Source organism: Shewanella dokdonensis (genome assembly GCF_018394335.1).
Taxonomy (GTDB): Bacteria; Pseudomonadota; Gammaproteobacteria; order Enterobacterales; family Shewanellaceae; genus Shewanella; species Shewanella dokdonensis.
Genome location: NZ_CP074572.1, coordinates 309,409 through 332,244, shown reverse-complemented (window position 1 = coordinate 332,244; position 22,836 = coordinate 309,409). Strand labels below are relative to the sequence as shown.

Annotated in this window: 10 protein-coding genes and 5 pseudogenes; 3 read left to right on the top strand and 12 right to left on the bottom strand. The window is 50.2% G+C overall.

Translation table 11 applies throughout. The annotated features are described in order from the left end of the window. Positions 1-33: 33 nt before the first annotated feature. From KHX94_RS01570 to KHX94_RS01560, 3 genes are all read right to left on the bottom strand, one after another. Positions 34-1,938: a methyl-accepting chemotaxis protein gene (locus KHX94_RS01570; RefSeq protein WP_213682120.1), complete on the bottom strand. Its 1,905-nt coding sequence runs from the start codon at positions 1,936-1,938 to the stop codon at positions 34-36. Positions 1,939-2,242: 304 nt separating this feature from the next. Beyond that, positions 2,243-3,940 carry a pyridoxal-dependent aspartate 1-decarboxylase PanP gene (panP, locus tag KHX94_RS01565; RefSeq protein ID WP_213682119.1) on the bottom strand — a complete coding sequence of 566 codons (1,698 nt, stop codon included), beginning with the start codon at positions 3,938-3,940 and terminating at the stop codon, positions 2,243-2,245. A gap of 170 nt (positions 3,941-4,110) precedes the next feature. Then, positions 4,111-5,010 (bottom strand): LysR family transcriptional regulator, encoded by a 900-nt coding sequence (locus KHX94_RS01560; RefSeq protein ID WP_213682118.1) that lies wholly within the window; start codon positions 5,008-5,010, stop codon positions 4,111-4,113. Positions 5,011-5,166: 156 nt separating this feature from the next. Here KHX94_RS01560 and KHX94_RS01555 point away from each other — a divergent pair, with 156 nt between their 5' ends. Further along, positions 5,167-6,348, top strand: a complete 1,182-nt coding sequence (locus tag KHX94_RS01555; RefSeq protein ID WP_213682117.1) for an MFS transporter — start codon at positions 5,167-5,169, stop codon at positions 6,346-6,348. A 154-nt stretch (positions 6,349-6,502) separates the two neighbouring features. Here KHX94_RS01555 and KHX94_RS01550 read toward each other — a convergent pair whose 3' ends face one another. The 9 genes and pseudogenes from KHX94_RS01550 to KHX94_RS01510 all read right to left on the bottom strand — a co-directional run bounded on the left by KHX94_RS01550 (position 6,503) and on the right by KHX94_RS01510 (position 19,590). Further along, positions 6,503-7,660, bottom strand: a complete 1,158-nt coding sequence (locus KHX94_RS01550; protein ID WP_213682116.1) for a glycerate kinase — start codon at positions 7,658-7,660, stop codon at positions 6,503-6,505. A 55-nt stretch (positions 7,661-7,715) separates the two neighbouring features. Beyond that, positions 7,716-9,073, bottom strand: a pseudogene (locus tag KHX94_RS01545) (GntP family permease). Between the two features lie 172 nt (positions 9,074-9,245). Next, positions 9,246-10,389: pseudogene (locus KHX94_RS01540) on the bottom strand (sugar diacid recognition domain-containing protein). Positions 10,390-10,394: 5 nt separating this feature from the next. Next, the gene (locus tag KHX94_RS01535; protein ID WP_213682115.1) at positions 10,395-11,006 is read right to left on the bottom strand and encodes a uracil-DNA glycosylase family protein; all 612 of its coding nucleotides are present in this window, start codon (positions 11,004-11,006) and stop codon (positions 10,395-10,397) included. Between the two features lie 93 nt (positions 11,007-11,099). Next, positions 11,100-11,549, bottom strand: coding sequence for a hypothetical protein (locus tag KHX94_RS01530; RefSeq protein WP_213682114.1), 450 nt, complete (start codon positions 11,547-11,549; stop codon positions 11,100-11,102). Between the two features lie 400 nt (positions 11,550-11,949). After that, positions 11,950-14,039: pseudogene (locus KHX94_RS01525) on the bottom strand (MtrB/PioB family decaheme-associated outer membrane protein). A gap of 12 nt (positions 14,040-14,051) precedes the next feature. Then, a pseudogene (locus KHX94_RS01520) lies at positions 14,052-15,013 on the bottom strand (DmsE family decaheme c-type cytochrome). 98 nt (positions 15,014-15,111) lie between these two features. Beyond that, a pseudogene (locus KHX94_RS01515) lies at positions 15,112-17,117 on the bottom strand (OmcA/MtrC family decaheme c-type cytochrome). A 319-nt stretch (positions 17,118-17,436) separates the two neighbouring features. After that, positions 17,437-19,590, bottom strand: a complete 2,154-nt coding sequence (locus tag KHX94_RS01510; RefSeq protein WP_213682113.1) for an OmcA/MtrC family decaheme c-type cytochrome — start codon at positions 19,588-19,590, stop codon at positions 17,437-17,439. A gap of 635 nt (positions 19,591-20,225) precedes the next feature. Between KHX94_RS01510 and KHX94_RS01505 the strand changes: the two genes are divergently transcribed. Continuing rightward, the gene (locus tag KHX94_RS01505; RefSeq protein WP_133037734.1) at positions 20,226-20,465 is read left to right on the top strand and encodes a FeoA family protein; all 240 of its coding nucleotides are present in this window, start codon (positions 20,226-20,228) and stop codon (positions 20,463-20,465) included. Further along, positions 20,458-22,752, top strand: a complete 2,295-nt coding sequence (gene feoB, locus KHX94_RS01500) for a Fe(2+) transporter permease subunit FeoB (protein WP_213682112.1) — start codon at positions 20,458-20,460, stop codon at positions 22,750-22,752. Before KHX94_RS01505 ends, feoB begins: the two co-directional genes overlap by 8 nt. Positions 22,753-22,836: the final 84 nt, after the last annotated feature.

Genomic DNA, 22,836 nt, shown 5'->3' with positions numbered 1-22,836 from the left:
CGGGTTTAATACTGCCACCGGAGCATCATGACATCAGAGAATAAACTTGCTGACTTCACGATTGATGTCAGCACCCAATTCCTTGAGTGTAATTGCAGCGGCAGAAGAGGTTTCACTGCTGCGTGACATCTCATCACCCACTTCCCGAATGGTTTCGGTATTGCGGTTGATTTCCACGGTAACCGATGCTTGTTCTTCTGCGGCAGAAGCAATTTGCGCTGCCATGTCATTGATATGACTAACGGCTTCATTGATCTGTTGCAAGATCTGACTGGCCGCTTTGGCATCATTAACACTCTCAGATGCCATATCGCCGGCGTGTGTCATGGCGGTTACTGCTTGGGCGGTGGTTTGCTGCAACACTTCAATGGTGGCTTCAATCTCTTTGGTCGAATCGTGGGTACGTTTTGACAACACCCGTACCTCATCCGCCACTACCGCAAAACCACGGCCATGTTCGCCCGCGCGAGCGGCTTCAATCGCTGCATTCAGTGCCAACAGATTGGTCTGATCGGCAATCCCCGCAATGGTGGACAAAATGGAGCTGATCTCCTGCGAATGGCGGTGCAATTCGTGGATGATATTGCCAGTGTTGCCCAGATCGTCCGCCAGTGCTGAAATGGAACTCTGGCTTTTATCAACCTGCACTCGCCCTTGTTCACTGAGCGATACGGTATCCATCGCCTGATGCGAGGTCGACTCGGCATTGCCAGAAATTTCTTGGGTGGCGGATGCCATCTCGGTGATGGCTGTAGCGACCATATGCAGTTCAGACTGGTGTTTTTGCACCCGTTGATGTTGTTGGTGCGCCGTACTGGCTGAAGAGTCAGCTTCCTGTTGCAGTGACGTTGCTGTTTGCCTCAGGTTGGAAATGATGCCGTGCAATTGGGCAATGAAGCGGTTAAAACTCCCTGCCAATTGACCGATTTCATCAGTGCCATTAATTGGCAAACGTTTGGTTAAATCGCCGTTACCTTCCGCAATAGCGTTGAGATTACTGCGGATCTGTTCCAAATCGCGGAATAACACACGGGTCATCAATGCCATAATCACAATGGCTATCAAAAGCATGACACTGCCAATCGCTAGCTGAGTGATCAGTTGCTCATGTACAGGCGCTAATACCGCGGCGCGATCCATGACCATCACAAAGGTCCAGCGCGTACCGGGAATGTCAACGGCGTACAGCAAGCTATCTTGTTGATTAATGTCAGCGCGGGCAATTGTGTGGCCGTTCACCAGTGCGCGTATTTTGCTTGGCGCTAACTCTGCCGAAAACTCTGATGCGGGTTTACGGCGCCATTTGGCGTCTGGATGGGCAATAAGCTGGTCACTATCATCAATCAGCAAGGCATAACCTTTACCAGGAATTGACAACTTGCCTATGGTTTCGGTGAGCGTATCCAGCGTCAGGTTACCACCAATAATACCAATCAGTTGGTTGTCTCGATGGACTGGGTAGGCAATGGTAACCACATATTTGCCAGAGGTTAGCGAAGTGTAGGGATCGCTGATAAATAAGTCGTTACGTTGTTGTGCGCCTTGGTACCAGCTACGTGTGCGCGGGTCATAGTTTTGCAAAATAACCTTGGGGTCGTTTTGCAGCATTTGACCATCGCTTGTCCCAAGATACGTGATAATAAAACCCAGCGCTTGCTGCGTCTGGTGCAGAATAATATGAGGTGCAATTTCTGGGCGTTCACTCAAGGTTACTGCTGTTTTTTCAATAGCCTGAACCCTGTCATCCATCCAGCTACTCAGGTTGACAGAAACTGACTGGGCAAAGCCATCAATATCGAGGTTAAGCGTACTGTTAATAGTGCGGTCAAGCGACGCCATACTCTGCCAGATCAAAGCAAAACTCATCACGGCCAAGAGTAGGGCTGAAGTCAGAGTTATTTTGATCTTTAACGGCCAGTTGTTGATGAAGGACAGCATACATCTCCTTAATCCTGCTGAAAAACGGGGAAATATAAAAAAAGATTTCAGTAATGTGCAAGGAATTCCGGGTGTGGTGGTAACCGGGCTTCAGGCGGATAGTCGAAATCTATGTCATTAAGAAAAGGCGACCATTTTAACAGAGAACTTTAGCACTTTGTGATGAAAAGTTAATAAGCGTTAGTGAGTGATTCTAGGATTGTTGGCTAACTTAGCAAACAGTGCCGGGCAGCATGGTCGCCATCGCCAAGGGTACGGCGGGCTGCTAGGCCGTAAGCGGGCAGGGGCCTGTCCGCTTCTTGCGCTAAACTGGCGTTAGTGGAATGTCGGTGTGTATGCTGGCGTGTTTGCTCAATCGCAGTGGCCAGGCCAGTTGTAATTGCTGCAAGATTGCTTGCTGTTGTTCCGCCAGTTGCTGTTCTTCCACCAGTACATCACGCAGGATTTGTTCAGTGGTCAATGGGTTTGCCAGTACCACACGGAAAACGGTGACGGTTTGTCGTTGATAACGTGCGGGTTGCAGGCGGGTTCGGGAGACAAAAGATTTCCCCTGTTCGCGCTGGTTTTTCTGGATCACGAGTGTCAGATCGTTGAGCAAACCGTTAATCAGAGTGACTTTATCCCAGGCACCACTGGACACCGCCTCATTTAACGCAAGTTGTACTGGCTGCGGCACATAACGATAAGTCAGCAGGCACAGCTCCGGCGCGCTTATCAGTTCAAAGTCTGGGTGGTGGTTGATTAACTCGGCAAAAAAGCGGGCTTTTTCCAGTGAACGATTGATTAATATCTCATAGCCGTGGCGGCCAATGATATTCAAACAAGCGTGTACCAGCATCGCCATGCCTGGGCGCGAACCTTCCAGCGTTTGCGAGCCCAGATCTTTGGAACCGCGACGCAGAATATATTCAGCATGGTGCACAATGGCGCGGGCGAGTTTAGGGTCACGGAATAACACCATTCCGGCACCCATGGGCACATACAGCTGTTTGTGGGCATCAATGGTCACGGAATCCGCGCGCTCAATACCGTCCAGCAGGTAGCGATACTTGGTTGACATCAAACTGGCGCCGCCCCAAGCCGCATCTACATGGAAATGGCACTGATATTCAGCCGCGAGGTCAGCTAACTGGTGCAGCGGGTCGATATTCCCGGTTTCTGTGGTACCGGCAACACCCACAATCGCCATGATGCGCACGCCCTGTGCCGTCAGCCGTTCGGCGGCGGCGCGCATTTGCGCCACATCCACTTTGTTGTCAGCATCGGTTGGGATTGACACAATATTCTGGCGGCCAATGCCCAGCAAGTCAGCCGCTTTGCCGAGGGAGTAGTGACCGCGCTCAGAAACCAGAATAGCCAGATCCTGCCAACCATAATGGCGCAGGGCGGCTGTCAATCCGGCGCTGGTGACGCCGGGAAATTCACCCTCGGCGTGCAGTAACTGGTTGCGGGCAATCCACAGCGCGGTAATGTTAGCAACCGTACCACCGGAGCAAAACGCTCCCAAGGAATGATTGGCGCTGTGCATCCATTGCTGATAAAACTTGTGCTCCTGACCAAACACCAGGTGGTGCATCATTCCCAGCACCTGACGTTCCAATGGTGTAAATGCTTTGGACGTCTCGATTTTGACCAGATTCTGGTTGAGTCCCACCATGACTTTAGACAGTGGCAAGACAAAGTAAGGCATCGCCGAGGTCATATGGCCGATAAAGCTGGGCGCGGCAGTATGCACCGAATGCGCCACCAGGTTTTGCATCATCTCTTCGGTATAATCAGACACAAAAGTCGGTTCCGCCGGGATGTTATAAGCCTGAAAATCCTCTTCAATCTCGCTCAACGGTTTCTCCAGTGCCACAATGCTCTGGGTCAGAAATCCCGCTAAATCCTCAGAAAGCGCGTGTTCAATCTTACTTAACGTCGATTCTGGCGCTTCTGGAACGGTAAAGATGCGCATCATGCTCTGTGCTGAGGCGGTTGCCTTGCGAGGCTTATCGGTCATGGATGGTTCAGATCTCACATTACAAAAGCCAGCCAACGGCAGGCGATGTTTATTGGGGTGCTCACTTTACTGCAAGCAGCATAAGGCGACAAGTTCTGGCTGTCAGTGCCATAAACGCAAGCGCCTCTAGCAGATGGTTACTAAGCCGCCGTTGCTTATGCCGTTTACCTTCATGTGCTCATTTTCTCGACCAGATAATCCACGAATACACGGATACGGGTGGGCACATTGTTACCGCCGATAAATACGGCGTGAATCGCCTCTCTGTCCTGCGGGTTATAGTCTTCAAGCAGCGCAACCAGTTGGCCGCTGGCCAGTGCCTGTTGCACATGAAAGCGGCCCACGCGGGTGATACCGATACCCTGTTGCGCCAGTTCTACCAAGGTTTCGCCGTTGTTTGCGATAACGTTACCTTTGACGGCGAGCATAAAATCCTCGCCGTTCTGCCGAAACGGCCAGCCCGGTTCGATCCGGCGAAAGTTAAAATCGAGGCAGTTGTGCCGGGCCAAATCGGCCGGCGTTTGTGGCTTACCAGCTTTAGCGAGATATTCGGGAGAGGCCAGAACCACGCGGCCGGTATCGCCTAAACGGCGGGCATGTAAACCGCTGTCTGGCAACTGACCAAAGCGGATCGCCACGTCAACCTGACCGGATGCGACATCCCGGAGTTGGTCTGATACATCAATCTCCAGCGTAATATCGGGATAGCGCTGCAAAAACTCTTTTAACAGCGGCACGATTGTCAGGCGGCTATGGGCGGTCGCTGTGGTGACTTTGATCTTGCCTCTGGGGCTGCCACGGTTAGCGATGGTTAGCTCGGTATCATCCAAATCTTTTAAAATACGCCGCGCAGCTAACGCGTAAGATTCGCCTTCGCTGGTTAAACGCAGGCTGCGGGTGCTGCGCACGATAAGGCGCACGCCAAGGCGTTTTTCTAGCCTGGTCATCATGCGGCTGACGGCTGAGGGCGTAAGCTGCAGTTCACGTGCTGCCGCACTTAAACTGCCTGTACAGGCAACCGATAAAAAGGTTTCCATTTCTGCTGTTCTGTCGGTTTTTATTACGCTCATAAGAAACCTGCTGATAGTGATTAGACTATTTGTGTACTGCTTATTTGTGACTCAGGCGCAAAGCTGAATGTCTCTGACGCTGCTTTTTCTCGGTTTTTAACATGAGTATATTCTGCTGCATCACAAATTAGCGAGATTTAATTCACGAGACACAGTATGAACATCAATATTCCTTTATTCGCGCTAGCGCTAGGGGCCTTTGGCATTGGCGTTACCGAGTTTTCCCCTATGGGTATGCTGCCAGTAATAGCCACTGATCTTGGCGTATCTATTCCGACAGCCGGTATGCTGATCAGCGCTTATGCCTTTGGTGTATTGCTGGGAGCCCCTTTAATGACGCTGGCATTCGCCAATATGGCACGGCGTAATCTGCTGCTGTTGTCGATGGCGATATTTACCGCCGGTAACCTGATTTCGGCAATGGCCGACAATTATAACGTGCTGCTGTTGGGGCGAATTATTACATCGTTTAACCACGGCGCCTTTTTTGGTGTCGGGGCGATCGTGGCGATGAACGTGGTGCCGCCAGAAAAACGCGCCGGGGCTGTAGCCGCGATGTTTTCTGGTTTGACAATAGCCACCATCGGTGGCGTGCCGTTGGCATCTTATATTGGTGAAGTGATTGGTTGGCGCCTAGCTTTTTATGGTATGGCCGTTATTGGCCTGATGACCATGTTGGCGCTACGGCTGTCGTTACCGTCCATGGCCAATAAACAAAAAGCCAATGTGCGTAATGAGCTGCGGGTGCTGGGTAAAAAGCCGGTGCTGGTTGCCCTGTTGCTAACCGTGGTTAGCTCCAGTGCGATGTTTACCGTGTTTACTTATATCGTGCCTATTTTGCAGCAAGAGACTCAAGCTTCTACCTTTTTTGTGACGGCAATGCTGGTGTTGTACGGTATTGGTTTGGCAGTGGGCAATATTCTCGGCGGTCGCTTTGCGGATCGTTCAATGAATTTAACGCTTATCGCGTCGTTAGTGGCGGTTATGCTGCTGTTGGTTGTGTTGGCTATCACTGTCGCCGTACCATTAATGGTTGTGCCGCTGATTTTTATGTGGGGTATTGCTAGTTTTGCGTTGGTGCCACCACTGCAGGCTATGGTTGTGCAGGAGGCAGCAGAAGCGCCTAGCCTGGCATCGGCGATGAATATCGGCGCATTTAACTTGGGTAACGCATTAGGCGCGATGTTGGGGGCGCTGATGATAAGTGCTGGCTTTGGCTTGAGCGCCGTGCCACTGGCCGGTGCGGCTACCGCAGCGGTGGGGCTAGTTATGGTATTGTGGTTCAGGTATGGCCGGCGGCCTGCGGTTGTTACGGCAGAGCAAAGCGCCGCAGGCTAACAATATTGTTTAAAAAGTAAAAAGCCTGAAAACAGGCTTTTTAGACATTTGCTGGGGCTTAATCTTAATTGCCGTCATGTGCGTGAACTTGCATGACAAACTTAACGATGATGAACCATCGCTGCCCCAACTGGCGTATATCGAAAAGGTAATCTTAGTTTTTGTCTTGTAGACCAAGCACCCACATAGCAGCAATATTACTGGCGGCCCGATGCAGATTGGGGCGGGCATTGCGTAATGCATGTTCCAGATCTGTGGCGGCCGGGATGATATCGAAAATGGCTGCCATGCCTTTCTCTAGCACTTTTTCTGCGCCGTCACCTAGACAACCCGCTATGCCTATCACCGGCAATTGTCTGGCCTGTGCCAGCCGCAACACACCCATGGGGGTTTTGCCGAAAATTGTCTGGCCGTCAATGCGTCCTTCACCGGTGATCACCAAATTGGCACCCGCCAGCTTCTCATCCAGCTTGACTGCTTCCATGACGATATCGATGCCGGGACGCAGCTTGCCACCAAGAAACGCCATCACTCCCAGCCCCATACCACCGGCGGCTCCCGCACCAGGCTGTTGCCGCAGATCGGCAAAACCGCTGCGAGCCAGAACATCGGCGTAATGACCCAAGGCCTGATCTAGGCTGGTTACCATGCTCGGTGTTGCACCTTTCTGTGGGCCAAATACCGCGGAGGCACCGCGCTCACCACACAGGGGATTATCAACGTCACAGGCGACTTCAACAGTACATTCAGCCAGCAAAGGTTGCAGCCCTGACAGGTCAATGCTGGCAAGCTGTGCCAGTGCGCCGCCGCCAACGGCTAAGTCGTTGCCCGTCTTATCTAGCAAGCGGACACCCAGCGCTTGAGCCATACCGGCGCCACCATCATTGGTAGCACTGCCACCCAGCCCCAGAATGATATGACGAATGCCGCGGGCAAGGGCATCGTTGATCAGCTCTCCAGTACCATAGGTCGTAGTGATCAGTGGGTTACGGTCGGCAGCTTTCACATGATGCAAACCTGACGCGGCGGCCATTTCGATAACGGCGGTGAGCGGTGTTCCCGCAACCTGTCCCAGAATACCGTAGTGGGCACTGACTTTATTGCCCAGCGGCCCGGTGACTGACAATTCAATGATGCTGCCATTGGTGGCATCTACCATAGACTGCACCGTGCCTTCACCACCATCCGCAACCGGCACTTTTAGATATTCGGCATGGGGTAAGTGCAATTTAAACGCCGTTTCGATCTCGGCGGCGACTTCCATAGCACTCAGACTTTCTTTAAAGGAATCTGGAGCGATGACTATTTTCATTGAATGTTCCTGTTACAGCAGGCTGCCGCCCGCTGGACGGCAGCAAATCAGAAATTTACAGCAGTACCAAACTAAGTAACCAGACAAAAATAATGGTCACAACGCCTTGTACTAAGGTGGCCATTGTCTGGGCTTTGTAGGCTTGAGACACGCTCATACGACTAAACTGAGTTACCACCCAGAAGAAACTGTCGTTTGCATGAGACACTGTCATGGCACCGGCACCAATAGCCATTACGGTTAATACATGGCCCATTTCAGAACCTAAGCCAATGGATTCTAGCATCGGTGCTACCATTGCGGAGGTGGTAACCAGCGCCACAGTGGAGGAGCCCTGCGCGGATTTCAGTGCCGCTGCCACAATAAATGGCATGAAGATGCCAATCCCCAATGCAGACAGGGTTGTCCCCAGATAATCACCAATCGGCGTGGCTTTGATGACAGCACCAAAGGCACCGCCAGCACCGGTGATCAGCAAAATGGGCGCGGCACTGGAAAGACCTTCTGAAATCCGTTGTGAAAACTCCTTCATACGGTTTTCTGGTTTCAGCAATAACAGTGACAATAACAGACCAATCATCAAGGCGTTCAGCGGCTGGCCGAAAAAGTGCAGCAGCGCGAACAGATTATCGGTACCAAAAGGTTTGGATGGGAAGGCGGCGATAGAACCAATACAGATCAACAGAATTGGCACAAAAATCGGGGCAAAGGACGCCAGAGCGCTAGGCAGTTTGCCGTAAGCGGCTTTGACTTTCTCGAACTCTTCCGCTTGATGTACCAGTTCTTCGGCACCTTCGCCCTCTGGTTCATCTTTCATAAAACGGTTAGCCCATAGCAAGCCAGCGAGGGCAGCAACAATAGCGACTACCAGGCCGACACCAATAACTAGCCCCAGACTATCTTCCAGCCCCAGGTTCCCCGCTGCCGCGATAGGCCCAGGTGTTGGTGGCACGAAGGTATGGGTTGCGTATAAACCGGTTGCCAGTGCAACGCTCATGGCGACACTGGACACCTTCATACGACTGGCCATGGATTGTTTAAGACTGTTCAAAATAACGAACCCGGAGTCACAGAATACCGGGATTGACACCATGTAACCAATGATGGACATGGTGAGGGTCGGGAAGCGGTTACCCAGCAACTTGATGACCGAATCGGCCATAGTGATGGCGGCACCGCTTTTTCCAGAATAGTGCCGATGATTGTCCCCAATACAATCACCAGACCGATATACCCTAGAATACCGCCGAAACCTGTACCTATGGTTTTGGCAATATCCTTGAGTGGCAAACCGAAGCACAGCGCCGCGATGAACGTCGCCAGCAACAGCGTTAGAAACGGGTGGAGCTTAAGTTTGGATGTAGCGATCACAATGAAGATGATCACTCCCAGTAATATTAATACCAGGTTCATGATGGTCCCTTAATTTTTTGTTATTCGGGTTTGTCTTTAGGCGTTTATATCCCTGTGGCCCAAAGGCACAAGAACTTTGCCATTATGCGGGACTCGGGGCGGGCAAGGCTTTGGAAATGATCACGGAAATCACCTGCAAAAAGGATAATTTTTTGGTCATTTGCACAAAATGCTAGGATTGTAAGCGTTCCAGAACTTCTCCCAGATAAAGCTGCAACAGCCCATCCAGTGAGTTAAGGTCGATACCGGTAATTTGGGTGATTTTTTCGAGACGGTAACGCAAGGTATTGCGGTGAATATAGAGCGCATCGGCGCAACGCTGCTGATCGCCAAAATGCTGCAGATAGACTTGCAGGGTTTTGGTCAGAACGCGGCGGCGGTCGCGCTTTGCAACAACTGAAACGGAGCGGCTAATTCTTGGCCGCGCCAATCATTGCCTAGCCCAGATAGTAATACCGGCAAGGCGTGGTCTTGGTAGAGGTATTTGGTGTGCTCGGGGCTCGCCGTTTGCCCAGTGCCAATGTTTCACAGGCGGTGCGGTAGGATCTGATGATACCGCCAGCGCCAGGAAAGTAGTGTCCCAATGCAATTTTTAGCCGCCCCTTGGTATCGGCTGGAAGTCGAGCCAGCAATTTCTCGATACGCACATCTTCTAGGGATGGATCCCAACTGCAGCCATCAAGGAAAGCCGGTTTCAGGATCACTAACTGATCCAGTGCTGTCAGCGCTACCAGGTTATTGCGCTGTGGATACTCTAGCAGCAACTGAATATCCCGTAAGCTGGTGTGTGGTTGCGCCTGCGCTGATAACTCAATCACGGCGGCTACTCGTGGCACAGTTAAATCGATCTGCAGTTGTTTGGCCCAGGTTTGCATCTCTTCGGGATAACTGCCTTCGTGACGGATCAACTGTAAAATAAACTCTTCACGTTGACGTTTGCGCCATTGTTCCACCTCCATGGAGTTGGCCTGTTCCACCATCATTTCTGCGGTCATTTTCAGCAATTCACCGAACTGCATCAATTGCTCAGGGGCTCCGGTAATTCCCACTACCCCAATAATCTGTCCGTGATAGTGCAGTGGCAGGTTGATCCCGGGTTTTACGCCATGAAGACTATGAACGCTGCCATCATCAATGCTCACTGTACGATTCTGGCTGATAGCCAGCAGTGCGCCTTCGTGGATGGTGTTGATGCGGCTGCTGTCGCCAGAGCCAAGAATTACGCCTTGGCTGTTCATTACATTAATGTTGTGGTCAATGATCCGCATGGTGCGATCGACTATCTGTTGTGCCGTTGCCGCATCGAGGAAGTACATAATGGCTATCCGTTTATCAGCGCAGCAACCCGCTGCTGCAACAAAGGTAACAGGGTTTGTTCAAACAGTGGATGCTGTTTCAGCCACAAACGATTTCGCGGACTGGGGTGGGGCAGTACCAGCATCTGGGGCCACAGTGCTTGCCAAGCGGCAACGGCCTGTGACAGATTGGCTTTGGCCAGCGGATTGCCTGCTAAGTGCCAAGCCATGGCATATTTCCCCAGCAGTAATGTCAGTTGAATATTGGGCAATGACGCGAGTAGTGGCTGCCGCCACGCCGCGGCGCACTCAGGTCGTGGTGGTAAATCACCTTGCCGTCGACCATTTTTTTGTTGGGTGCCAGGATAGCAGAAACCCATAGGCACCAGTGCAAACAAGTCGGTATTGTAAAACTGCTCACGCGTAACCCCTAACCACTGTCGTAATCTGTCACCGCTAACATCGTCAAAAGGCCGACCACGCTCATGAGTGATGCGTCCAGGGGCTTGACCCGCAATGAGGATCCTGGCCGGGGTCGCGGCTTGTAAAATGGGTTTCGGGGGTAACGGCAAATGGGATTGGCAGATACAACAATCCTGAATCTGCTGTAGCAAAATCTCCGATGTAACATTGGCCATTGCGGGTTTAGCTTCCCAGCAGCAATTGCCACAGATGATAGAGGTTGTAAACGCCCCAGCCTATGCTCAGTAACAGCAACAACCAGCGGATACTCAGAAATAATAGGGACTGTTGGGGCTGCTGCTGAAGGGCAAACCAGCCGAGTAACAATGCCAAAATGACCAGTGGCCAGGCCAATAGTGACAGTAGCAACAACAAAGTACTGGCGCCAAGGAGTACCCAACCTGCATGATTGCCACGGCGACGAGCCGAGTTTTTAGCTGTAATGGCAGTAACGCCAAGGAGGCGGCAATGATGATCAATCCCAAATTCAGCATGAGGTAGGCGGTGGAGCTGTTGTCCTCCAATACCATTGCCGTTGCCAGTAGCGGCATCAACAACGACAGTACGGTATGGGTGGTCACAAAGCGTCGACTGCTGTACTGGCCATTAAAGTAAAACAATAGCTGCAAAGCTAAATTCACGAGTGTAAAACCGCCAAGTCCCAGGATGACAAAAACGCTTGCCAGCACGCCATTGGTTGAGTCAGCGAAAACTGGCAATGTGATGATAGCCAGCGAGGCTCCTATTGCTAGGCGCCCACAAAAAGAAGAGCAGAAGTTCATACCGTAAGGTGTTTGTTATAAATGATCCGCCATACCATGTCGTAAACTGGCGTCAGTTGCAAGGGCTGTTTGAAAGACCGCTCACGAATACCTCTGAACTCAAAAAATTGGGCGGGTCCTTCCGCCTGAGTATTATCACAAGGTAAACGGGTATCGCTATCTTAGATAGAAACAGATAATAGCTGTAATGTTAATGAAATGTAATTTACTTTGGTTGCGGTCACGAAGCAAGTGAAATCTGCGGTTACTGTGAACTGACAAGCGAAAGGGATAAGTGAGATACCACCATAGAAAAAGCCCGCATTGCGCGGGCTTCAATCATTGTGTTTGCTTGGGATTAAAGCTTGTAGTTAACGCTTAACATCACCAAGTGCGCTGTGTAGTCGTGGCTGAGATCGCCAAAGCTGACCAGATTCCAGATACCATCAACGGCGAGGTCGTTTGCTGCATCGTTGTCTTCATACTTGACCATCTTGTAATCAAGACGCACGGCAACTTTCTCAGTAGCTTGGTACTGGGCATAGGCATTAACATCCTGCTCTTTAGCAAAATAGTCGCCGTAATCCCCAGTCACGCCTTGACGTACTTTGGTGGTTGAATCAGATTTTGAGTAAGTGTAATCCAATCCAAGGCGCAGTTTTTCTCTAGCAGGTTGTCGTAGTAAACACCAGCACCCACTACATCCACTTTGTCTTTGGTATTGGCAAACCAAGTGGCTACAGTGCTGAAGTTTGCGGCTCCAGCTTGCTCGTTTTTGATCGTCTGATGATTGTAGAACAGGTTCAGATTGAGATCTTCCAGCACCTGATAGTTGATGCTGGCGTCGTAACTTACTTCACGAGATTCTGTCAGACCAATGGTGGTGTCGCTATAGTCGTCCAAAGCGTAACGGCCACCGAGATCAATCGTCAGATTATCCAGCGGTGTATGTGTCACCCGAGCTTCTACCATCTTACGGTCACGGTTGGCCAGATAGTATTTGCGCAGTAATGGATTCGCTTCAGAAGAGGTCCACTGCGAGGCTTCGTAATCGGAGCCATCACGCTTGCCATAACTGCCTTTCAGCGACATGTTCCAGTGTTCCAGTGCGCTGACAGCTAAGCGAGCCCATACACTATTTTCATCGGTGACTTCACGATCTGTGTAGTTGCGTTCATCGCGGCGATAATCGTAACCACCGGTCAGTTTTACACCGGAAATAATCCGGTAATCTGCGGCCAGTTTGCCTTTTTGCACGGTGGAGTCATAAGGTGTGTTGTAAGCGGCATTACCAGTGACGTTATTAACGCTAATCTGTGTCCACTCGTAAACATCTGTCTTATTGTCACGGTCGTAATAGTTGTAACTACCAGAAATCCGCAGATCGCTGTTGATGCGTTTCACAGCACGGATGTCCATGCCGGTTATGTCTACTTCAGCGTCTAGGTTCGCTTCGGGTAATGTGTAGCTATAACCAGAAGTAACAAAATTCTGATCCTGAGTCATACGTCCTAGCATCAGTCGACCACTGACAACACTGCCATCCGCACTGTATTGACCACTCAGTGAGATGGTATGGGCATCGTTATCGGGATCAAGTGACTTATAACCCGCAGTTGCACCACCAAAGGTTGGGGTGTAAGCGCTGTCAAAACCTAAGCCCTGATCATCATTACGGAAGAAAGAACCATTGTAAGTCAGGGCGGTAAACCAGTGATCGCCTTTCAGTTTAATACCGGCTTCTACGGTATCAGTGCTGTAATCTACCGGTTCAGGCAGCATGATTGCCTGGTTGAAGATGCTACCAGTAGTGGTTTTTACCCCGGTTTTATCTTCACGCTGATAATGCACAAAAGTGCTCCACAGCTGATCGGCCTGATATTCAAAACCGAGGCCATAACGTTTGCGTTTCAGCGACAGTTCGAATGGTGACAGGCTGGATTGCAGTGCTGTCATACCATCGCTAGCACCTGCCGCTACCCAATTGCTTGGCAGTGACAGATAATCTGAGCCAATACCAGCATAAGGGGTCAGGGCTGTTTCGCTACTGTAGGTCGCAATCTGACGATAGTTGGCAGAGACTTTATACTTGCCAATTTTGCCGGAAGTGACTTCTGCCCGGCCATTTTCCATGCCTAGGTTAGTGGCTTTGATTTCCGCCTGATAACCATCTTTACCACGGTAACGAATATCGGCATCAACTTTTCCAACGACGTCATTCTCTGCCGCAAGAGTATTGGCTGAGTGAATATCGTCGCTATCGTTGTAACCAACGCCTACGCCAACCTGGCCGCTAGCGCCTGTTTCAATTTTACAGGCGCTACATTTCCAGTTTTTCATATTGATGCTGCCAGTATTGGCATCGGCGATGCCATAACCGTCAGCTGCCATTGCTGCACCAGCGTTTGCCAGTAAAGCAATGGTGATCAAATTAACGTTAAATTTCATCTTCCCGCTCCCTTAACGCTGCAGCAATTTGCCAGATGGGTTGTTAGAACCGTGTACCTGACTGTGGCAATTCAGACAACTCTTGCCACCTGTAAAGGCACTGCCATTCACAGTAGAGCCAAGGCCAGTATTGCCTAAGTAAGCATTGCTGGTATGGCCATCACTGGCGTGGCACTGTTGACATAATTGCGGCGCACGAGTCTTCAACATGGCTTCATTGACAGAGCCGTGTGGATTATGACAAGTCACACAGTTTTCAGTCACTGGTGCATGTTCCCACAGCTTAGGCCCGCGTTTTTCGGCATGGCAGCTGTAGCAGGTTTCGTTAATGGATGGCTTTACCAGATCAGATTCTGTGCTGGTACCGTGTGGATTGTGGCAATCGGTACAGGTCATCTGATTCCATTTCAGCGGATGTGCAGAACGTTTGTTCATGTCTGCTTTCTGCTTAGTGTGGCAACTGGTACAAACTTCGACTTCTGTGGCTTTAGACAGCACAGGATCTTTGGCTGCATGGATAGTGTGGCAAGAGGCGCAAGCGACATCCGCATTATCGTGATGACTGCCATCCCAGTTCATCCGTTTGTCATCTTTATGGCAACTCAGACACACGCTGTTCTGCTTCTGGGCAGACAGTGTTGAGCCTTTACCAAAGGTGATCATTGGTTCGGCACCGCCGCGATTATGGTTGCCCAGGGGCCCGTGGCAGGCTTCACACTGTAAGCCAGCCATTGGACTCTTACTGGAGTCAACCGCGCCATGAACCCCTTCAAAAATGTCCATGACATGTTCAGTTTTGCGGTGACACATTAGGCAAGTGTCAGCACCTTTAGGGAATATTTGCCTTCGGCAAACTTCTTATCGAGGGTTGCTTCCACTTCGGCGGGGGTCATTTTGGCATCCCACTTTGCTGCGTGCGCAGTGTGGGTCAACCCGAAAGACAACACCGCAGCCATCAACGTGGTGCTCAGCATTGTCTGTATCTTTTGGTTTGTATTCATTGTTTGCATCCTTGATTTGTCCAAACTTGGCTGAAGGCAGGAGGCAACACCTCCCTGCGGGTCCGGGCAAATTACATATTGACCACTGTATGATCTGCTGCTGTTGGTTTGTGGCAGAAGAAACAGGTTTCTGACTGCGCGGCCTGGTTGGCGGCGGTGTAATCACCGTTAACAACCGCACCGTAGCTTTCAAGCGTTGCTTGAGAGTGCAAACCATCAGACCCCAGTGCATGACAGGAAGTACAAACGGCAGTGATTGGTGTAGTGTACTGACCCGCTGCGGTTGCCAGTGCGCCTTTGTTTTTGAAGGCATCCAGGTTCAGGTCGTTATGGCACTGAGTACATTGGGTGATCACACCAACTTCGTTATGCAGCAGATGGACTTTCATCTCAAATGCGCCTCTCATGGCTCCGCTAGTGTAAGTACCATCTGGAGTATGACAAGCCACACAGCCGTCCAGCCCAACAGTCATTTTGCCATTGACTTCGCGTCCCAACTGTTCACTGAGCACGAAACCGGCATGGTGACTCTTGTGTAACTGGAAGGTTTCACCGTGACAGTTCTGGCAACCTGCGAAGCTAACTGAGTCAGTGTGGCGATGAGTTGGCGCGCTGCCTGATTTGGTGCCAAAAGCCAGCTGTGCTTTCATGCTGGTGGTTTCACTGTCAGCAGTACAGTTCACTAGGTTTGCGCCACTGGTGCACATTTCCAAGCCGATAAAGCTGAAGGCGGTATCAGCCGCACCACTGCCAAAGGGCAGAACCTGCGTGGTGTAAACCAGTTTACCGTTTACAATGCTGACATCACTTTGCAGTGCGTTGTCGGCAATCAGGTTTTTGCTGTCATGAGCCTTGCCTGAGCCTGGGCTAGCGTTGTAGCCCATGACTGGGAATTCAGGATCGACGTTAGTAACGGCTTCCAGACGTTTGATCTTGCTCAGTTCAGTGCTGGCATCTAGCGGTTTTCCTTCACTGTCAAGCAATGTCACACTCAATGTGGCAGAGTCATCTGTGTTAGCAACCAGTGTCGCTGACATACCTATTTTGGCGATAACAGCTTTTCTGTCCTGATAACCAGTAGAGTGAACTTCTTCGGTCCATTCACTGTTATGGCAGGCAACACAGTTAGAGTTATCAGACTGTTGGCTATGGCCTTGGCCGGTAGCAAAATCAATATTGCTATGGCAGCTACCACAGGTCTGTGCAGTTGGTACTTTAGACCAGTTACCCCAATCAGGTGTTAAGTCGCCCTGATCGTTGTGACAGCTACTACAGGTTGTCAGTGCATCACCTTCATAAATAGGGGTCGGTTGACCATCGGCTCCCATCGTAAAGTGTTTAGCATGGATCAACATGCTGAATTGATCGTCTGAGTTACTCAAACGATTAGGTGTATGACAGCTGGCACACATGTTCACGTCATTGTATGCACCGTTGTGATGGGCGGTACTGACATCTCCATGGCACTTGTTACAGCTCGCGGTAGCCACTATTTTGCGGGAATAGCCGGGTTCATTACCTGAAATAGTGTAATCAACAACGGCATTACTGTTAGGAATTGCAGTGCCATCCGGCAGTGGCGTATTGTACGCCCGGATCATGAAGCGCTGAGCCAAATCCGCATTAAATGTGGTTCTGGTCGCAGCGGCATCAGTAAACTTGGCTGCAAATGTATAGGTGTATATCCCGTTTTTCTTATCGACAAAAGTGCCTGGACAGCTGCTGCTAAGATCACAGGTTTCATCGACAATATATTGCCACTGGCTGGCATTACCGACCCCACTAGCGCCTTGGGGTAACAGTTGCAGCGCGTAAAAACGCATCTTCTGCAAACCAACCACTGCTTTATCGTCCTGGTTGGTCACCTGAAAACGAAGGCTGGCAACTCCATCCTGAACGGTAGTGTCATAAAAGGTAAAGTTCAGATTGTCGACGGTCATGGCGGGACTGCCTCCGGCAGAACCATCAGAACCGCTTGCACCATCTGCGCCATCGCTGCCGCCACAGCCCCTAGGGCCATGGATAACGCACCGGCAGCTAGCAGTAGTGCGTATTTCGATTTACTCGCGTTCATCATTATTTTTTCCCTGCAAAGTGGAAGCACTCGGTCAACATCCTGCCGGTTTATTACCGATAGATAGGTGTTGTAATCAGCTTGTTGACCCATGCTGGATAAAGTATCTCCCACGGAAAGGCTAACTCAGAATATCAATAAATGCTTCTAAACAGGCGTTAATGTGTGACTTGGATCTTTCTATTTAAAAAGGATTATTTGTGTCGTTCTGCTTGTACTACAGCTTTTGCTGAATAACCTGTTAAACTATGTAACTTGCTGTTTACAAAAAGCGAAGGAGGCGATATGCCTCCTTCATTTGGTATAGTGATTAAGTATTAACTTAATTACCGTGAACTTCCATTAACTGGGTTGGGGTGTGACAAGTAATACAGGTTTCAGCCGCCCGATTTTTCACATCATCGGCGCTGCTACCATTGAGAATACCGCCGTTGGTTTCGATGTGAGACTTAGCGGCATCGGTCAGATACTGTTGGTGACAGCTCAAACAGGCCCCTGCATCGGAAGATACCCATGTTTCACCACCTGAGAGATCACCATAACGCCAGGCGCGGTCGGTATCGCGTCCCAAGGTGATGCCATCACTGGTATGGCAAGTCATACAGTCAGTTTTCAGTACCGTACCAGAACCCAATCCGGCATATTTCAGATAGTGGCCTTCCTGCTCATGCACTTTAAAGGCAAAACTGGTTGGCTGGCCATCTCGTAGCGTTTTATCTGGGGTATGACAGGCTTGACAGTTCACACCATTGGCATTGTGCACTATCTCTTGGCCATGACAGCCTAAACACTTGTTGGCATCAATGATAGGCCGACGGGTTGCCACTGTGGCTGAGTCATCAGCGCCAGTATCACCCCATACGAACCGATACGGATCCTGTTTGATATAAACAGTGCGACTACCATCGGTACTGCAATCGGTCAGCTGTACATCGGCTACGCCATAACCGCCGTTATTGAAACAAGCTTGCAGCGTTGACCAGATTTCAAAAGTCTTGCCCTTGGCATCTGCTGGCATGTTCATGTTGTTCAGCGTTAACGTATAGGTCTTGGTCGCTGCATCATAGCTACCTTCGCTCAAGCGTGAACGACGGTTGTTGTAGGAAGCCTCATTGTATGCTGGGAAGTCTTTGTCGATGTCCCAACCAACGACCATACGGCTACTCTGGTTGACGTAGTTCTGATCGACAGCATTGCCATCAGCATCCTGCACCTGCACTTTGAAGGTCAGTTTGTTGTTGGCGTCTAACCCAATGTCAGTCACTTTGACACCCATCTGCTGTGCCAGCGTATAGGCTTTTAATACATCGCCATGACGTTTAACTGCGCTGCCGGTGCCTGGATACGGAGATTCCGCATTGTGGCAAGACATACAGTCTGTGCTGTCATGATGGGCTGATGGTTTTTCAGAATGGCAAGCGATACATGCGGTATTGCTTTTCTCTTGGGTAAACAGTGCCGCATCACTAGGGGCATTAGCGCCTTGAACATGGCATACGGCACAGTTCACTGCGGGTGTTTGTGGGAAGTTGACTTTGCCGAAGTCTTCAACTGCTCCTCCATATCCCACAACTTTGTAGTGATCATCCACTTTGTTGCCATCTGCGTCATAGGTATGGCGCTCGCTACCACGGTGGATAGCATGGATCATATAAGTGAAGTCAATACTGTTTCCTGATTCAGGATCGCCAGATGTTGCGGTATGGCAAGCTTCACAGTTTTCCAGATCTAGGCGACGACCGCCGTGCGCTTTAAGGCTGTCAGGCTGGTGGCAGGTATAACAAGCATTAATTGACACCACATTGCGGGTCTGAATGCCTGTAGTCATATCGCTAGATGGTTGCCAGTCAAAATGGGCATTGACCGCCATGGTGGTCAGTTTCAACTCCAGCGTGGCGCGTTGGGTATCATCAGCGTTATAGGTCACTGGCAGTGGGGTTGTGATATCCGCAACATTGGTCTGGTAGGTGTAGGTGTAAGTGCCGTCACCATTGTCTTTCAGGCAGTCATCGCAACTTTTAGCCGCTTCAACGCTGGCTTGAAACTGCGTTGAAGGATGCAGATTATCTACATCGGTAGGTACGTTGGTTGGCTCTTTGACAACGTTTATATAAGACTGCCATTGGTAACCGTGGTCAAAACCAGCACTGGTATCGGTTGCTGCATCAACCACATGTGTTAACTGGGCGATACCAAAACGCAGATCATCATCTTTGGTGAGTCCTACCACCGCAACGCCGTTAGCGTTGGTCAGTGAAAAGGTAACGCTTACGCTGCCATCAGCAATCGAGGCATCGGTAAAATTGGCTTTCAGCGTAGTGGCGTTTTCGATGTTGATTGTGGTTAATCCGGGTTCACCGGGAGCACCGTTCTGACCGTCTTTGCCGTCGCTTCCGCAACCGGCGAGCACTAAAGACAATAGACCGGCTCCCAATAGCGCTTTGCTCGCGGCATTGAAATTAAACCGTTTCATCATTATGTATCCCTGCAAGGTTTGTTGTTCTCACTGTAACGGGCATTGGTTTTAGAATTGTCGCTACAGTGAGTGGAGTGAGTTTTCCGTGTATAAGACTATCTATATATAAGGAAATAAGCAGTTATTTTAGCCGGGTTATGTGATTGAGATCTGACTATTTACAAAGGCGTAGTCAGGTTCCTGGACAAATGTTCAAAGCCGTTATTCCTAGCCATCAAAGGGGAGAAAATAGTGAGTGGCTAAGGTGATTACCAATGGCATGAGGGGCTTGGTGGCACTGATGAAGCCATCTATACCAGTAGCCAATGGTTTATGTGCTCTAGCTAATATTTTTTATGCTTGTTTGCATGCCTTTGGCTAAAAAAGCGGTACAATCCCCGCTGCATTTGGGGGCGTGAACTTTGATGTGTGTCAGCTTTTTATTACCTAAAATCCGGCTTGTTCCCTGTTTTTCTGACCCAGTACACAAAGTTGCCACAAACCGCAGTTTATTTTCATCTGACCATTTATTCCCACCGGGATTTGGCACATAATACGGACACAATTGAAAATTATTATCGTTTACAACTGACGTTAATAATTCACGCGGCAGCAGTCGGATCAACGGCTGTAAGGCAGTCAAAGTGGTAGAAGCAATGAAGTTAAGTGAATTGAACCCCGGCGATCGCGCAAAAATCTCTGATATCGGACGTCTGGAACTTCCATCCGCCGTTAAGCGCAAGCTATTGTCACTGGGTATCACACCTGATACTCATTTCTCACTTATCCGTCGTGCGCCGATGGGATCGGGTTTAGAACTTGAAATCCGTGGCAGCAAATTGTGCGTGCGTCAGGAATTGGCACAGATCATCGAGGTGGAGAAGGCCAATGATTAAGCAGTTCCATTGTGTCACCGTTGGTAATCCCAACGCCGGTAAATCAACTCTGTTTAATGCACTGACGGGAGCCAATCAGCAGGTAGGCAACTGGGCTGGTGTCACTGTAGAAAAGAAAACTGGTCGCTTCACGCTTAACGGTGTTGATGTTTATCTGACAGACCTACCCGGTATTTACGATATTTTGCCCTCTGAGAGCGATTGTGACTGTTCTCTGGATGAACAGATTGCCCAGCAATTTATGGCAACGCAGAAGATGGATGGCATTATCAACATGGTGGATGCCACCAATATTGAGCGTCACCTCTATCTGACGGTGCAGTTGCGGGAGCTGGGGATCCCCATGGTGGTGGTACTGAATAAGATTGATGCCGCCATCAAACGAGGGATCAAGGTTGATACTGAGGCCATGAGTAAAAAGCTCGGTTGCCCGGTGATTGGTGTGACTTCTCGTGAACCCAAAGATGTTGAAAAAGTGAAAGCTTTGGTGGTGAAGTTTTTTGACGGTCAGGTATCGTCTTCACCGCTAATGCTGGACTATGGCCAAGAAATTGAAGCGAGCGTTGCGGCCTTGCGCGCTGCTGAACCCAATTTAAGTCGTGGCCGAGCACTGGCAAAACTGGCCAATGCTAAGGGTTGTAATACTTGTCATCGCGGCAGTAACGACCAGGAAGTGGAGCAATGTGCTGAGACGCTAGCGCGCGATGGCAAAGACATCGAAGTACACGCTGCGGCGACGCGATTCAACTTTGTGGAAGTCTTATACCAAACTGCCATTCATGCGGAAGGTAAGCCAACGCTGAGTGACCGTCTGGATCAGATTGTGCTGCACCCAGTGTTGGGCGTTCCCATCTTCCTTTTGGTGATGTATCTGACCTTCATGTTTGCCATCAATGTGGGCAGCGCTTTTATCGATTTCTTTGATATCGCGGCAGGTGCCTTGTTTGTGGACCATTTGGGTGCTTGGTTACAGAGTGTCAATTCGCCAGAGTGGGTGATTACTTTGCTGGCCGGAGGACTGGGTCAAGGGATCCAGACTGTTTGTACCTTTATTCCGGTGATTGCGGCGCTGTTTCTGGCGTTGTCAGTGCTGGAAGGTTCCGGTTATATGGCGCGGGCAGCATTTGTGGTTGATGGCTTGATGCGGCGTATCGGCTTGCCTGGCAAGGCCTTTGTGCCAATGATTGTCGGATTTGGCTGTTCTGTACCCGCCATTATGGCAACCCGTACGTTGGGCAGTGAGCGCGAACGTATTGTTACCGGCATGATGGCGCCCTTTATGTCCTGTGGTGCTCGTTTGCCAGTCTATGCGCTGTTTGCGGCGGCGTTTTTCCCTAATTCCGGTCAGAATCTGGTGTTCCTGCTCTACATTATCGGCATCTTTGCCGCCATTGGTACTGGGCTGATGTTGCGTAAGACATTACTGCCGGGTAACAGCAGCGCGGTAGTGATGGAACTGCCAGGGTATGAACTGCCAAAGCTGCGTATGGTCTTCGGTCGTACCAGCAAACGTACCAAGAGTTTTATTCTCGGGGCCGGGAAGACCATTGTACTGGTGGTCACAGTGCTGAACTTTATCAACTCTATTGGGACTGACGGCACCTTTGGCCATGAAGACAGTCAGGAATCACTGCTGAGTGTGGCTAGCCAAAAAATTACGCCAATCTTTGCGCCGATGGGGCTGCAACAAGACAACTGGCAGGCGACTGTGGGGATTGTTACCGGCATTTTTGCTAAAGAGGCTGTTGTTGGCACACTGAATAACCTGTATAGCAGTAATGCTCAGGCCAATGGCGAGCTGACACCACTCGGTGACAGTTTTAAAGAGGCTTTGAATACCATTCCGCAGAATCTGTTAGGCATCAATCTTGGTGATCCTTTGTCACTATCCGTAGGACATGTGGATAACCTCAATGAAGCAGCAGAAGAGCAGGGCGTCGCACAAACCACTTTTAGTGCTTTGCAGAAAGGCTTTAGCGGACAGCTATCGGCATTCACTTATCTGTTATTCATCCTGCTGTACACTCCATGTGTGGCAGCGATGGGGGCACTGGTGAATGAGTTCGGGCCTCGTTGGGCAAGCTTTGCCGCCAGTTGGACCTTGGCGCTGGCCTATGGTACGTCCACCGTGGTTTATCAGGCTGCCACTATTACCCAGCATCCACTGCAGTCGGTTTCTTGGATCGCCTTTTTCAGTGCTGCCTTGGTGGGCTTCTATGCGTGGTTGAAACGTAAAGGAAAGCGTACTCAGCAAATCATTCCTGGGATAAAAATTATCACCGAGTAATAATTGGCCATTTGTTTGAAAAAGCAGCGCTATTCGCTGCTTTTTCTTTTTTACAGAACGTTGACGGATGTAACGACAGTTTTT

Coding starts and splice junctions, on each gene's coding strand:
- feoB (WP_213682112.1), top strand. CDS start 20,458: ATGATTAAGCAGTTCCATTGTGTCACCGTTGGTAATCCCAACGCCGGT.
- panP (WP_213682119.1), bottom strand. CDS start 3,940: ATGACCGATAAGCCTCGCAAGGCAACCGCCTCAGCACAGAGCATGATG.
- KHX94_RS01510 (WP_213682113.1), bottom strand. CDS start 19,590: ATGATGAAACGGTTTAATTTCAATGCCGCGAGCAAAGCGCTATTGGGA.
- KHX94_RS01560 (WP_213682118.1), bottom strand. CDS start 5,010: ATGAGCGTAATAAAAACCGACAGAACAGCAGAAATGGAAACCTTTTTA.
- KHX94_RS01505 (WP_133037734.1), top strand. CDS start 20,226: ATGAAGTTAAGTGAATTGAACCCCGGCGATCGCGCAAAAATCTCTGAT.
- KHX94_RS01570 (WP_213682120.1), bottom strand. CDS start 1,938: ATGCTGTCCTTCATCAACAACTGGCCGTTAAAGATCAAAATAACTCTG.
- KHX94_RS01550 (WP_213682116.1), bottom strand. CDS start 7,660: ATGAAAATAGTCATCGCTCCAGATTCCTTTAAAGAAAGTCTGAGTGCT.
- KHX94_RS01555 (WP_213682117.1), top strand. CDS start 5,167: ATGAACATCAATATTCCTTTATTCGCGCTAGCGCTAGGGGCCTTTGGC.
- KHX94_RS01535 (WP_213682115.1), bottom strand. CDS start 11,006: ATGGCCAATGTTACATCGGAGATTTTGCTACAGCAGATTCAGGATTGT.